The 15,605-nt window shown below is 73.5% G+C and carries 1 protein-coding gene; it reads left to right on the forward strand.

Going from position 1 to position 15,605, the window contains the following annotated elements:
• Positions 1-3: 3 nt before the first annotated feature.
• On the forward strand, positions 4-15,528 hold the full coding sequence (locus P3T34_RS35670; RefSeq protein WP_280670362.1) for a type I polyketide synthase: 15,525 nt from the start codon (positions 4-6) through the stop codon (positions 15,526-15,528).
• The last annotated feature ends 77 nt before the right edge of the window (positions 15,529-15,605 follow it).

Here is a 15,605-nt window from a genome sequence, read left to right on the forward strand (position 1 = left end):
CTCATGTCGAACGACAGCAAGCTCGTTGACTACCTCAAGTGGGTCACGGCCGACCTGCACCAGACTCGCCAACGGCTGCTGGAAGTCGAGTCGGGCCAGCAGGAGCCGATCGCGATCGTCGGCATGGCCTGCCGGCTGCCGGGCGGCGTACGCTCGCCGGAGGAGTTCTGGCAGCTGCTCGCCGAAGGACGGGACGGAGTCTCCGGCTTCCCGACCGACCGGGGGTGGAACCTCGATGCCCTGGCAGGAGAGGGTGACGGCTCCAGCGCGACGATCGAGGGCGGCTTCGTCGACGCGAGCGCGTTCGACGCGGACTTCTTCGGCATCTCGCCGCGCGAGGCACTGGCGATGGACCCGCAGCAGCGGCTGCTGCTGGAGACCTCGTGGGAGGCGTTCGAGCGGGCCGGGATCGACCCGGTGGCGCTGCGCGGCAGCCGGACCGGCGTCTTCGTCGGCACGGCCGGTGTCGACTACGTCGGCGTGGTGATGGGCTCGGACGAGGACATGGAGGGTCACGCGACCACCGGCCTCACCGCGAGCGTGCTCTCCGGGCGCGTCTCGTACGCGCTGGGCCTGGAGGGCCCGGCGGTCACCCTGGACACCGCGTGCTCCTCGTCGTTGGTCGCTCTGCACGTAGCGGCTCACTCGCTGCGCGCCGGCGAGTGCTCGATGGCGCTGGCGGGTGGTGTGACCGTGCTGTCCACGCCGATGGCTTTCTCCGGATTCAGCCGACAGGGCGGACTCGCCTCGGACGGGCGCTGCAAGGCGTTCGCGGACGCGGCGGACGGGACGGGCTGGTCGGAGGGCGTGGGCGTCCTGGTTCTGGAGCGCCTGAGCGACGCGCGTCGTAACGGGCACGAGATCCTGGCCGTCGTCCGGGGGTCGGCGGTCAACCAGGACGGTGCCTCCAACGGTCTGACGGCCCCGAACGGTCCGTCCCAGCAGCGGGTGATCCGCCAGGCGCTGGCGAGCGCGGGTCTGTCGGCTGCCGAGGTGGACGCGGTCGAGGGGCACGGGACGGGGACGCCGCTGGGCGACCCGATCGAGGCCCAGGCGCTGCTCGCGACCTACGGGCAGGAGCGCACGGACGACCGGCCGCTGCTGCTGGGGTCGGTGAAGTCCAACATCGGTCACACGCAGGCTGCGGCGGGTGTTGCGGGCGTCATAAAGACGGTGATGGCGATGCGGCATGGTGTGCTGCCGCGCACGCTGCACGTGGACGCGCCGTCCACGCACGTCGACTGGTCGGCCGGTGAGGTCAAGCTCGTCACCGAGATGGTCGACTGGCCGGAGACGGGCCGCCCGCGCCGCGCGGCGGTCTCGGCGTTCGGCATCAGCGGGACCAACGCGCACACCATCATCGAGCAGGCACCCCCGGCCGAGGAGGCCGAGGATGCCGAGTCCCCGTCGCGCACGGCGGGTGTGGTGCCGTGGGTGGTGTCGGGGAAGTCCGGGGAGGCGTTGGATGCGCAGTTGGCCGGGCTGACCGCTGTTGCTGCCTCGTCGCTGGATGTGGGTTTCTCGCTGGCGGCGCGGACGGGCTTTGCGCACCGTGCGGTGGTGCTGGACGGCGTGGAGGTGGCGCGTGGGGTGGCGGTCGAGCGGTCGCTCGCGGTGCTGTTCTCCGGTCAGGGGTCGCAACGGCTGGGCATGGGAGGGGAGTTGTATGCGCGCTTCCCGGTGTTCGCGGAGGCCTTCGACGCGGTGTGTGCGGAGTTGGACGTGTCCGTGCCCGTGCGCGAGGTGGTGTGGGGTGCGGACGAGGAGCTGTTGAATCGGACGGACTTCGCGCAGGCGGGGTTGTTCGCGGTGGAGGTTGCGCTCTACCGGCTCGTCGAGTCGTGGGGCGTGGTGCCGGACTTCGTGGCGGGTCACTCGATCGGTGAGGTCGCGGCGGCGCATGTGGCGGGTGTGTTGTCGCTGGTGGACGCTTGTGCCCTGGTGGCGGCGCGTGGTCGCCTGATGCAGGCGTTGCCCGCCGGTGGCGCGATGGTCGCTCTCCAGGCGACGGAGGACGAAGTCCTTCCGCTGTTGGGCGAGTTCGTCTCCCTTGCGGCCGTCAACGGCCCGTCGTCCGTGGTGATCTCGGGAACCGAGGACGCGGTGGAGGCGGTCCGCGCGCGGTTCGAGGGTCGGAAGTGGACGCGCCTGCGGGTCTCGCACGCGTTCCACTCGCCGTTGATGGACGCGATGTTGGACGACTTCCGTGCCGTGCTCGCCGAACTCTCCTTCCACGCGCCGAAGATCCCGTTGGTATCGAATGTGACGGGCGCGTTGGCCGTGCCGGAGCTGGTGTGCACCCCCGAGTACTGGGTGCGGCACGTCCGCGAGGCTGTTCGCTTCGCCGACGGTCTCGCCGCGCTGACCTCAGAAGGCGCCTCGGCGTTCTTGGAGTTGGGACCCGACGGCATCCTGACCGCCTTGGTCCGGGACGAGGACGCCGTCGCCGCCCCCGCTCTGCGCAAGGGCCGACCGGAGGAGGCCGCGCTGTTCACCGGCCTCGCCCGGCTGCACGTGGCCGGCGTCGCGATCGACTGGTCGCAGCCGTTCGCCGGCACCGGCGCTCGCCGGGTGGACCTGCCCACCTACGCCTTCCAGCACGAGCGCTACTGGCCACGCGCCGCCGTCCACGTCGGTGACGTGACGGGCGCCGGTCTGACCCCAGCGGACCACCCGCTGCTCGGTGCGACGGTCTCCCTGGCGACGTCCGAGGGCATGCTGCTCACGGGCAGGCTCTCCCTCAACGCGCACCAGTGGCTGGCGGATTACAGCGTGGACGGCGTGGTGGTCTTCCCGGCCACCGGCTTCCTGGAGCTGGCCGTCCGCGCCGGTGACCAGGTCGGCTGCGACCGCGTGGAGGAGTTCACGCTCACCGAGCCGCTGGTGCTGTCGGAGGACGGCGCGGTGGCGATCCAGATCTGGGTGAGCGCTCCTGACGCGTCGGGTGCGCGTGCGGTGGGCTTCTTCTCGCGTGCTGCCGGTGTGGTGGACGGTCCGTGGCTCGAGCATGCGTCGGGTGTGTTGGTGGCGGGTGAGCGGGTGGCGGAGTTCGACGCCTCGGTGTGGCCGCCGCGTGGTGCGGTGGTGGTGGACGCGGAGGGTCTGCCGGGCGTCCGGTCGGTGTGGCGTCGGTCCGACGAGGTATTCGTCGAGGCCGGGTTGACGGGTGACCCCGCGCGGGATGCCGGGCGGTTCGGGTTGCACCCGGCGCTGCTGGCCTCGGTGCTGGGGACGGCAGGACTCGCCGGGCTGGAGCCGATGCCGTCCTCGTGGAGCGGGGTGTCCCTGCATGCGGCCGGCGCCGCGCTGGTCCGGGCCCGCCTGGTGAAGACCGGCGAGGACACGGTCTCCCTCGCGGTGGTCGACGTCGAAGGCGCACCGGTGCTCTCCGCCGAGTCCGTCACCCTGTCGGCTCTACCCGCCTCGCTCGCGACTGCGATGGGTGGCTCCCTGGACGGGCTGCTGCGCCTGGAGTGGGTGCCGGCGGTCGGTTCTCGCGCTTCCGCCGAGGTGCCGCGCAGCCTGACCCTGGCTGCCGACGTCGTCTCGCTGGCGGAGGTCGGCGGTGATGAGGCGGTGGTGGTGGTTCCGGTGGCCGGTTCCGGTGCTGTGGTGGAGTCGGTGCACGCGTTGACGTCGCGGGTGCTGGGCCTGGTGCGGGAGTGGTTGGCGGAGGAGCGGTTCGCGGGCTCGCGCCTGGTGTTCGTGACGCGGGGTGCGGTCTGTGGTGAGGATCTGGCCGGGGCTGCGGTGTGGGGTTTGGTGCGCTCGGCGCAGTCGGAGAACCCGGGCCGGTTCCTGCTGGTGGACGTGGACTCCGACGCGGTGCTGCCGCTGGCCGAGGTGCTGGCGGCGGGTGAGCCGCAGGTGGTGGTGCGCGACGGCGCGGTGCTGGTCGGCCGACTCGCCCGCCTGGGCAGGTCCGCAGGTGTCACGAGCTGGGATCCGTCCGGGACGGTCCTGGTCACCGGCGGTACGGGTGGCCTGGGCCGCGAGGTGGCCCGTCACCTGGTGGCGAAGCATGGCGTCCGCAGCCTGCTCCTCCTGAGCCGCCGTGGCCTCCAGGCCCCCGGTGCCGTCGAGTTGGTGGCCGAGCTGGCCGCTCTGGGCGCCGAGGCGACCGTGACGGCCTGCGACGTCGCCGACCGCGAGGCCCTGGCAGCCGCCCTCGCCGGCGTCCCGCTCAGTGCGGTGGTGCACACCGCCGGTGTGCTGGATGACGGCGTCGTCACCTCCCTCACCCCCGAGCGGCTCTCTACCGTGCTGCGCCCGAAGGTGGACGCTGCCTGGTACCTGCACGAGCTGACCGAGCACCTCGGCCTCTCCGCGTTCGTCCTGTTCTCCTCCATCTCCGGTGTGATGGGCAGCGCCGGTCAGGGCAACTACGCTGCGGGCAACGTCTTCCTGGACGCTCTCGCCCAGTACCGCCGTTCGCGCGGTCTGGCCGGCCAGTCGCTGGCCTGGGGCGCCTGGGCGCAGACCACCGGCATGACCGGGAGGCTCTCCGAGGCGGACATGCACCGCATCAACTCCTCCGGCGTCCCGCCGCTCACCGTCGCCCAGGGCCTGGCCCTGCTCGACACGGCGATGACCGTCGACGCGCCCTTCCTCGTCCCGCTCGGCCGGCTCGCGACCTCGGGCGCGGCCCCGATGCGGGGCGAGACCCCCACCATGTTCCGGGGGCTGGTCCGCGGTGGGCGCCGCCTGGCCGCGACCGCCGAGGGCGGCGCGGGGACGGCGACGGCGCTGGCGACCAGGCTGTACGAGCTGCGCGACGCCGAGCGCGTGCGCCACCTCGTCGACCTGGTCCGCACCGAGGCCGCCGGCGTGCTCGGCCACGCCTCCGCGCAGACCATCGGCGCGGAGCGCGACTTCCACGACCTGGGCCTCGACTCGCTGACCGCGCTGGAGCTGCGCAACCGCCTGACGGCCGTCACCGGCCTGCGGCTCCCGGCCACCCTCGTCTTCGACTACCCGACCCCCACCGTCCTCGCGGAGCACCTGCTCGCCGCGCTCCTGGACGAGCACGGCGACGCCGCCGCGCCCGTCGTGGCGGCCGGCCTCTCGGACGACCCCGTTGTCATCGTCGGCATGGCCTGCCGCCTGCCGGGCGGCATCGCCTCTCCGGAAGACCTGTGGGACCTCGTCTCCGAGGGCCGCGAGGGCATCGCGGACTTCCCCACCGACCGCGGCTGGGACCTGGACATGCTGCTCGGCGGCGAGCCGGACGCCCGCGGGCGCAGCGCCACCGCCAAGGGCGGATTCCTGCACGGGATCGGCGAGTTCGACGCGGGCTTCTTCGGGATCTCGCCGCGCGAGGCGCTGGCGATGGACCCGCAGCAGCGCCTGCTGCTCGAGACCTCCTGGGAGGCGATCGAGCGTTCGGCCATCGACCCGACCACGCTGCGCGGCAGCAGCACCGGCGTCTTCGTCGGCACGGGCGGCCAGGACTACCTCACGCTGGTGATGAACTCCCGCGAGGACATCGAGGGTCACGCCAGCACCGGTCTCGCCGCGAGCGTCGTCTCCGGCCGGATCTCCTACACCTTCGGCCTTGAGGGCCCGGCCGTCACCATCGACACGGCCTGCTCCTCCTCTCTGGTCGCCATGCACCTGGCGGCTCAGTCGCTGCGCAGCGGCGAGTGCTCGCTCGCGCTGGCCGGCGGCGTCACCGTGATGTCGTCCTCGCTCGGTTTCCCCGGCTTCACCCGCCAGGGCGGGCTGGCAACGGACGGGCGCTGCAAGGCCTTTGCGGATGCGGCGGACGGGACGGGCTGGTCCGAGGGCGTCGGCGTCCTCGTGCTGGAGCGACTCTCCGACGCCCGCCGCAACGGCCACGAGATCCTTGCCATCCTTTGTGGGTCGGCGATCAACCAGGACGGCGCCTCCAACGGCCTGACTGCCCCGAACGGCCCGTCCCAGCAGCGCGTGATCCGCCAGGCGCTCGCCAACGCGGGCCTGTCGGCCGCCGAGGTGGACGCCGTCGAGGGCCACGGCACCGGGACGACGCTGGGTGACCCGATCGAGGCGCAGGCGCTGCTCGCGACCTATGGTCAGGACCGCCAACGACCTTTGCTGCTCGGCTCGTTGAAGTCGAACCTGGGCCACACGCAGGCGGCGGCCGGTGTCGCCGGCGTGATCAAGATGGTGCTGGCGATGCGGCACGGCGTGCTGCCGCGCACCCTGCACGTGGACGCGCCGTCCACGCACGTCGACTGGTCGGCCGGCGAGGTCGAACTCCTCACCCAGGCCGCCCAGTGGCCCGAGACCGACCGGCCGCGTCGCGCGGCGGTGTCGGCGTTCGGGATCAGCGGGACCAACGCGCATGTGATTGTCGAGCAGGCGCCGCCGCTCGTCGTGGACGAACCGGCGGTGCTGCCGGGCGTCGTGGTGCCGTGGACGGTCTCGGGCAAGTCCGAGGCAGCCCTGGACGCCCAGCTGGAACGCCTCGCCGCACTCACCGACAGGTCCGCCCTGGACATCGGCCACGCCCTGGCCTCGAGTCGCACGAGCTTTGCTCACCGCGCCGTCCTGCTGGACGGCGTCGAGGCCGCCCGCGGGGTGGCCGACGACCGTTCGCTCGCGCTGCTCTTCTCCGGCCAGGGCTCCCAGCGCCTGGGCATGGGACAGGAGTTGTACGCCCGCTACCCGTCCTTCGCGAAGGCATTCGACGCCGTCTGCGCGCGGCTGGACAAGCACCTGGACCGTCCGCTCGCGGACGTGCTCCGCGGCACCGACGAGGAGGCGCTGAACCAGACCGCCTACGCCCAGGCCGGGCTCTTCGCGGTCGAGGTCGCGCTCTACCGACTGCTCGAATCCTGGGGCGTGCGACCGGACTTCGTGGCCGGCCACTCGATCGGTGAGATCGCCGCCGCGCACGTGGCCGGCGTGTTCTCGCTGGCGGACGCCTGCGCCCTGGTGGCCGCGCGCGGCCGCCTGATGCAGGCCCTACCCACCGGCGGCAGCATGCTCGCCCTCCAGGCCACCGAGGACGAAGTACGCCCGCTGCTCGGCGAGTTCGTCTCGCTGGCCGCCGTCAACGGACCGTCCGCCGTCGTCCTCTCCGGGACCGAGGAGGCGGTGGCTGGTGTCCTGGCCCACTTCGCGGACCGCAAGAGCACCCGACTGCGCGTCTCGCACGCCTTCCACTCGCCGCTGATGGACCCGATGTTGGACGAGTTCCGCGCCGTGGTCGCCGAACTCTCCTTCCACGCACCGAAGATCGCGCTGGTGTCGAACCTGACGGGCGAGCCGGCGACCGCCGAGCTGCTCTGCACCCCCGACTACTGGGTGCGCCACGTCCGCGAGACCGTCCAGTACGCCGACGGCATCGCCACCCTGCGCTCCCAGGGCGTCTCGGCCTTCCTGGAGGTGGGCCCCGGCGGTGTGTTGGCCGCGCTGACCCGCCAGGCGCTGGGGGAGCAGGACTGCGTGGTCGCCGCCACGCTGCGCACCGACCGTCCCGAGGAGAGCGCGCTGCTCACCGGCCTCGCCCACCTGCACGTGGCGGGCGTCCGGGTGGACTGGACCCAGGCGTTCGCCGGCACCGGCGCCCGCCGGGTGGACCTGCCCACCTACGCCTTCCAGCACGAGCGCTACTGGCCCGAGACCAACCCCGCCCCCGACTGGGCCGGCGCCACGGCCGAGGACCCGCTCGACGCACAGTTCTGGGCGGCCGTGGACGGCGAGGACCTGGACAGCCTGGCCGCCGACCTGGACGTGGACACCGACGCGCTGGGCGCGGTGCTGCCCGCACTGTCGTCCTGGCGCCGGCACCGCCGCGACCAGTCCCAGCTGGACGCGCTGCGTTTCCACGAGTCCTGGAAGCTGCTGTCCGGCGCCTCCGCGGCCCGGCCGACCGGCACGTGGCTGGTCGTCGCCCCCGCTCGCTGCGCCGACGAGGAGTGGACGGCGGCCGTGCTCAAGGCGGTCGGCCCCGACGCTCTCTGCCTGAACATCGAGGCACCCGAGCGCACCGCGCTCGCCGAGCTGCTGCGTCAACTTCCCTCTACCGGAACCCCGTTCACCGGCGTCCTGTCCCTCCTCGCAGTCGAGGACGTCGAGGACGCCGTCGCTCCCGTCACGGCGACCGCGGCCCTGCTCCAGGCGCTGCGCGACGCCGAGATCACCGCACCGCTCTGGTGCGTCACCCGCGACGCGGTGGCGGTCAACCGCACCGAGCCGCTGACGGCCCTGGCGCAGGCCGGGGTCTGGGGCTTGGGCCGGGTCGCGGCGCTGGAGTATCCGCAGCAGTGGGGCGGCCTGGTCGACCTGCCGCCGATGCTCGACCAGCGCGCCGTGCAGCGGCTGGCCGCCGTGCTGGCGGGTCTGGACGGTGAGGACCAGGTCGCGGTGCGGCCCGCCGGCCTCTACGGACGCCGCCTGCTGCCCGCCCCGATCGGCTCGCCCGACGCGGGGTGGGAGCCCCGCGGCACGGTGTTGATCACCGGCGGCACCGGCGGCCGCGGTGCCCACCTCGCCCGCTGGTTGGCGGGCGCGGGTGCCGGGCACCTGCTGCTGCTGAGCCGGCGCGGCCCGCAGGCGCCCGGTGCCATGGAGCTGGCCGACGAGCTGCGCGCCTCGGGCACCGAGGTCACTGTCGTCGCCTGCGACGCGGCCGACCGCGAGCAGCTGGCCGCCGTGCTGGCCGCCGTCCCGGCGACTCAGCCGCTGTCGGCCGTCGTGCACGCGGTGGGCCTGGTCGACGACGGGGTGCTGGACGACCTCACGCCCGAGCGCTTCGAGGCCGTCCACCGTGCCAAGGTGACGGCCGTCCTGCACCTGGACGAGCTGACGCGGCATCAGGACCTGGACGCCTTTGTGCTGTTCTCCTCGGTGGCCGGCGCGGTCGGCAGCCCGGGGCGGGCGAACATCGCCGCCGCCAACGCCGTCCTGGACGCCCTCGCCCAGCGCCGCCGGGCCCAGGGCCGACCGGCCACCTCGGTGGCCTGGGGCGCCTGGCTCGGCGACGACGCTTCTGCTTCCGCCTCCGCCTCCGCCGCCGCTGCCGGCTCGGCCGAAGCGCCGCGCCGGACCGCGATCCCGGTGATCCACCCGGAGCTGGCCGTCGCCGCCCTGCGGCAGGCCGTCGCCCGGCCCGCACCGGCGCTGGTGCTGCTCGACCTGCTTCAGCCGCAGCTCCTGGACACCCTGGTCGGCCTGCGCGGCAACCCGCTGCTCCGGGAGCTGCCCGCCGCCCGCGAGGCGATCGCGCACGCCGAAGCGGCTCGCCGCGAGGTCGCCTCGGCGGCCTCGGAACTCGGGCAGCGCCTGCGCGCACTGCCCGAGGCCGAGCGCCTGGTGCTGCTCACCGACCTGGTGCGCACGCACGTCGCAGCCGTCCTCGGCTACGCCGATCGCTCGGCCATCGCGCCGGATCGCAAGTTCCGTGACCTCGGCTTCGACTCGCTGACCGCGATCGAGCTGCCCGGCCGTCTGAAGCTGGCCACCGGCCTGCGCCTCTCGGCCACCACCGTCTTCGACTACCCGACCTCCACCGTGCTGGCCGAGCATCTGCTCGCCGAACTGCTCGACGAGCAGGGCGAGTCGGACACGCCGTCCGTCCTGTCCCCGGTCGCCGACGACCCGATCGCCATCGTCGGCATGGCCTGCCGCCTGCCGGGCGGCGTGCGCTCCCCGCAGGAGCTGTGGGAGCTGGTCGCCCAGGGCCGCGACGGTATCGCGGGCTTCCCCGAGGACCGTGGCTGGGACCTGCGCACCCTGCAGGCCGGTGACCGGGACGGACGCGGGCGCAGCGCCACCCTGGAGGGCGGCTTCGTCCCCGGCGTTGCCGACTTCGATGCCGCATTCTTCGGGATCTCGCCGCGCGAGGCGCTGGCGATGGACCCGCAGCAGCGCCTGCTGCTCGAGACCTCCTGGGAGGCCTTCGAGCAGGCCGGCATCGCGCCCGAGCAGCTGGAGGGCAGCCGGACCGGCGTCTTCGTCGGCACCAACGGCCTGGACTACGCGACGCTGATGATGAACTCCCGCGAGGACATCGGCGGCCACGCCGGTACGGGCCTGGCCACCAGCGTGCTCTCCGGCCGGATCTCTTACACGTTCGGCCTGGAGGGCCCGGCTGTCACGGTCGACACCGCCTGCTCCTCCTCCTTGGTCGCTCTGCACTGGGCCACCCAGTCGCTGCGCAACGGCGAGTGCTCGCTCGCGCTGGCCGGCGGCGTCACCGTGATGACCACACCGGTCAGCTTCGCCGGCTTCACCGTGCAGAACGGCCTTGCTTCGGACGGCCGTTGCAAGGCCTACTCGGACGCCGCCGACGGCACGAACTGGTCCGAGGGCGTGGGCGTCCTGGTGCTGGAGCGCCTGAGCGACGCGCGCCGCAACGGGCACGAGGTGCTGGCCGTGGTGCGCGGCTCCGCGGTCAACCAGGACGGCGCCTCCAATGGCATCACCGCCCCCAACGGCCCTTCCCAGCAGCGGGTGATCCGCCAGGCGCTGGCCGGCGCGGGCCTGACGGCCGCAGAGGTGGACGTCGTGGAGGGTCACGGCACCGGCACCTCGTTGGGCGACCCGATCGAGGCCCAGGCGCTGCTGGCCACCTACGGTCAGAACCGCGAACGTCCGCTGCTGCTCGGCTCGTTGAAGTCCAACATCGGCCACACCCAAGCCGCCGCCGGGGTTGCCGGCATCATCAAGACGGTGCTCTCGATGCGGCACGGCGTGCTGCCCAAGTCGCTGCACATCGACCGGCCGTCCACCCACGTGGACTGGACGGCCGGTTCGGTGGACCTGCTTACCGAGGCCAGGCCCTGGCCCGAGGTGGACCGGCCCTGGCGCGCGGGCGTGTCGTCCTTCGGGATCAGCGGGACCAACGCTCACACGATCATCGAGCAGGCCCCGGCGCTCGAGGAGTTGGAGCCGCCACAGCCGGTGCTCGCGCCGTCTGCCGTGCCGCAGGTCGTCTCCGGTAAGTCCGAGGCGGCCCTGGACGCCCAGCTGGGCCGCCTCGCCGCACTCGCCGACATCTCCGCCCTGGACGTGGGCCTCGCACTGGCCGCAGGCCGCACAAGCTTTGCTCACCGTGCGGTGCTGCTGGACGGCGTGGAGGTCGCCCGCGGGGTGGCCTCGACCCGTCCGCTGGCCGTGCTGTTCTCCGGACAGGGCTCGCAACGGCTTGGCATGGGACGGGAGTTGTATGCCCGCTTCGCGGTCTTCGCCGAGACCTTCGACGCGGTGTGCGCGGAGTTCGACACGCCCGTGCGTGAGGTGGTGTGGGGCGAGGCCGAAGAGCTGCTGAATCGGACGGACTTCGCCCAGGCCGGGCTCTTCGCGGTCGAGGTCGCACTCTTCCGGCTCGCTCAGTCCTGGGGCGTGCGACCGGACTTCGTGGCCGGTCACTCGATCGGCGAGGTCGCGGCCGCGCACGTGGCGGGCGTCCTCTCGCTGGCCGACGCCTGCGCCCTGGTGGCCGCGCGCGGCCGGCTGATGCAGGCGCTGCCCGCCGGTGGTGCGATGGTGGCCGTCGAGGCGACCGAGGACGAGGTCCTGCCGCTGCTCGACGCCGCCGTCTCGATCGCCGCCCTCAACGGGCCGTCCTCGGTGGTGATATCCGGCGCCGAGGAGGCGGTGCAGCGGGTCCTGGCGCACTTCGCGGACCGCAAGAGCACCCGCCTGCGGGTCTCGCACGCCTTCCACTCGCCGCTGATGGACCCGATGCTCGCGGAGTTCCGTGAGGTCGTGAGCGGCCTCTCCTTCGCCGCACCGAGCATCCCGCTCATCTCCAACCTCACTGGCGAGACGGCGACTTCGGAGGTCTCGACCCCGGAGTACTGGGTCCGCCACGTCCGTGAGGCCGTCCGCTTCGCCGACGGCGTGGCCGCGCTGTGCTCCCAGGGAGCAATGGCGTTCCTGGAGTTGGGCCCGGACGGAGTGCTCAGCGCGCTGGTCCGCCAGACCCTGGGGGACGACCAGGACTGCGTGGTCGCCCCGCTGCTGCGCAAGGACCGCCCGGAGGAGAGCGCGCTGCTCACCGCCCTCGCCCACCTGCACGTCGCGGGTGTCCCGGTCGACTGGACCCAGGCGTTCGCCGGCACCGGCGCCCGCCGGGTGGACCTGCCCACCTACGCCTTCCAGCACGAGCGCTACTGGCCGCGCCCGGCGGCGCTCTCGGGCGACGTCGGCTCGGTGGGCCTGGTCCCGGCCGAGCACCCGCTGCTCGGCGCCGCCGTCCCGCTGGCCGGCTCCGACGGGCTGCTCTTCACCAGCCGGCTCTCCACCCGGGTGCACCCGTGGCTGCTCGACCACCGGGTGGCCGGCACGCTGCTCTTCCCGGCCACCGGCTTTCTGGAGCTGGTGATCGCCGCCGGTGACCAGGTCGGCTGCGGCCGGGTGAAGGACTTCACGCTCGCCGAGCCGCTGCTGCTCACCGAGGGCGAGGACCCGGTCATCCAGGTCTGGGTGGGCGCCCCCGAGGCCGGCGGCGACCGGACGGTCAGCTGCTACGCCCGCTCCGGCGAGGCCGCCCCGAACGAGCCGTGGACGCGTTGCGCCACCGGCACGCTGAGCCCGGACGCCCCGGCGCCGCAGACCGTGACTGCCGCCTGGCCGCCGGCCGGCGCACTCGCCGTCGACCTGGACGGCTTCTACCGCGCCGGCGGCCCCGGCGCCGCCTTCCAAGGCCTGCGGGCGGCCTGGCTGCACGGCGAGGACGTCGTGGCCGAGGTCGAACTCGCCGGCGAACCCGCCGAGGACGCCCGGTACTTCGGCATCCACCCGGCCCTGCTCGGCGCTGCCCTGCACGCCGCCGCGCTGGTCGGCGTCGGCGACGAGGGGCTCACTCTGCTGCCGCACGCCTGGCAGGGCGTGTCGCTGCACGCGGGCGGCGCTGCGCTGCTGCGGGTGCGGCTGTCCCGGCTCGGCGACGACACCGTCTCGCTCACCGCGGTCGACGTCGAGGGCATGGCCGTACTGTCGGTGCAGTCGCTCGAACTGCGGGCCCCGGCCACCGCGCTCGCGGCGGGCGGCGGCGCTCGGGACCCGCTGTTCCGGGTCGAGTGGGTGCCGGCCGCTGTGGCCGAGTCGTCCCAGCCGGTGCGCTGCGTGGCGCTGGGCACCGACGGGTTCGACCTCGGCTCCTCGGTCGGCTCGCTGGCAGAACTTCCTTCGGACGTACCCGAGTTGGTCGTGGTGGCGCTGCCTGCCGTCGTCGACGACATCCCGGCGACCGTGCACGCGCAGACCGCCCGGGTCCTCGCTCTGGTCCAGGAGTGGCTGGCCGAGGACCGGTTCGCCGCCTCCCGGCTGCTCTTCGTGACCCGCGGCGCGATCCGCGGCGCGATCCGCGGCGCCGACGGCGACATCCTGCACGACCTCGCGGGCGGCGCAGCCTGGGGCCTGGTGCGCTCGGCCAACTCCGAACACCCCGACCGTTTCGCCTTGTTGGACATCGAGAAGGACGAGGACGTCAGCGCGGCGCTGCCCGCCCTGCGGGCCCCGCTGGCCGCCGGCGAGGCGCAGTTCGTGGTCCGCGAGGGCGTCCTGCGGGTGGGCCGGCTGGCCCGACTGGCCGGCCGGGCGACCGCGCCGGAGTGGAACCGCGAAGGCACCGTGCTGCTCACCGGTGGCACCGGTGCCCTCGGCCGCCACTTGGCCCGGCGCCTGGTCACCAGCGGCATGCGCCACCTGCTGCTGACCAGCAGGCGCGGTCCGGAGGCACCCGGCGCGGCCGAACTGGCGGACGAACTGCGCACATTGGGCGCCGAGGTGACGATCGCGGCCTGCGACACCGCCGACCGGGAGGCGACCGCGGCCCTGCTCGCGGCCGTCCCGGCCACCCGCCCGCTGACCGCCGTCGTGCACACCGCCGGTGTGCTCGACGACGGCATCGTCACCTCCCTGACGCCGCAGCGGCTCTCGGACGTGCTGCGCCCGAAGGTCGACGCGGCCTGGAACCTGCACGAGTTGACCCGCGACCTCGATCTCGCCGCCTTTGTCACCTTCTCCTCCATCGCGGGCGTGATGGGCAGCCCCGGTCAGGGCAACTACGCGGCGGCCAACTCCTTCCAGGACACCCTGGCCGACCACCGCAGGTCGCTGGGACTGGCCGGCATCTCGCTCGCCTGGGGCCCCTGGGCCCAGGACGACGGCATGACCAGCGAGTTGAGCGACACCGATATGCGGCGCATGCAGTCCGGCGGGATCCCGCCGCTCTCCGTCGAGCAGGGCCTGGCGCTCTTCGAGGCCGCCATCGGCTTCGACGAGCCATTGGTCATCCCGCTGGCGCTGGCCGGCGGCCCGATGCGGCCGCAGGACGACGTGCCGCCGCTCTTCCGCGGCCTGGTCCGCACCGCCCGTCGCTCAGCCGCCGGTGCGGGCGCGGGTGTCGGGGCGGAGAGCGCGCTCTCCTTCACCCGGCAGCTGGTCCAGCTCGGCGAGCAGGACCGGATGCGCTTCCTGGTGGACAGCGTGCGCGCCGAGATCGCCGTGGTGCTCGGCCACGCCTCGCCGAGCGACATCGCCGAGGACCGGGACTTCTACGAGCTGGGCTTCGACTCACTGACCGCCGTCGAGCTGCGCAACCGGCTGGCCGCCGTCACCGGACTGCGGCTGCCGGCCACGGTGGTCTTCGACAGCCGGACCCCCGGCGACCTGGCCGGCTGGATCCGCAGCGAACTCTCCGCCCAGCCGAGCCTGGACGCCTCGGGCGCCGTCGCCGTCGCCGTGCCCGGCGGGGAGACGGAGATCGACTCGCTGGAGCGGCTGTTCATGGACGCGCTCGGCACGGGCAAGGTCGCCGAGGCACAGCGGATGCTCGCCACGGTCGCGGCCCTGCGCCCGACCTTCGCGGCCACGGCCGAACTGGAGGACCTGCCCTGGGCGGCCACCCTGGCCGAGGGGGCGAGCGAGCCGCGCCTGGTCTGCGTCAGCGCACCGACCGCCAACGCCGGCATCCACCAGTACGCCCGCCTCGCCGCCCACTTCCGCGGCGAGCGCGACGTCTGCGCACTGCCGCTGGTCGGCTTCGCCTCCGGCGAGCGCCTGCCCGCCAACCCGGAGGTCGCCACCCGGACGATCGCCGAGAGCGCCCTGCGCGCGGCCGACGGCAACCCGTTCGTCCTGGTCGGCCACTCCTCGGGCGGATCGTTCGCCTACGCGGCCGCCGGCCTGCTGGAGAGCACCTGGGGGATCCGCCCGGCCGGCGTGGTCCTGCTCGACACCCTGAGTTTCCAGCACAACGCGGACGAGGGCGTCGACTACACCGGCATGATGCAGCTCAACTTCACCAAGAGCGCGGACGCCTCCCCGGTCCGCCTGACCAACTCCCGCCTCTCGGCCATGGGCCGCTGGATGGTCCTGCTCAACCAACTGGAGGTCGAACACACCACCGCCCCCGTCCTGCTGATCACCTGCGCCAAGCCCCTCCTCCCCACCACCGACCCGACCCCCCAAGCAGCCCCCCTGGTCCCGGGCGCCTACATCCGCACCGTCGACGCGGACCACCTCTCCCTCATCCGCGAGGACTCGGCACTCACGGCACAGCTCATCGAGGACTGGCTCCAGCAACTCTGACCCACCCGGCGGCCGACCCCACCCCGGGGGGTCGGCCGCCGCCGCTCGTACTCTGCGTACACAGAGCGGCCCGCCCA

Origin of the sequence: Kitasatospora sp. MAP12-44, assembly GCF_029892095.1 — a bacterium.
Taxonomy (GTDB): domain Bacteria; phylum Actinomycetota; class Actinomycetes; order Streptomycetales; family Streptomycetaceae; genus Kitasatospora.

Bases quoted from the DNA above. Each gene is read 5' to 3' on its own strand.
- P3T34_RS35670 (WP_280670362.1), top strand. From the start codon at position 4: ATGTCGAACGACAGCAAGCTCGTTGACTACCTCAAGTGGGTCACGGCC.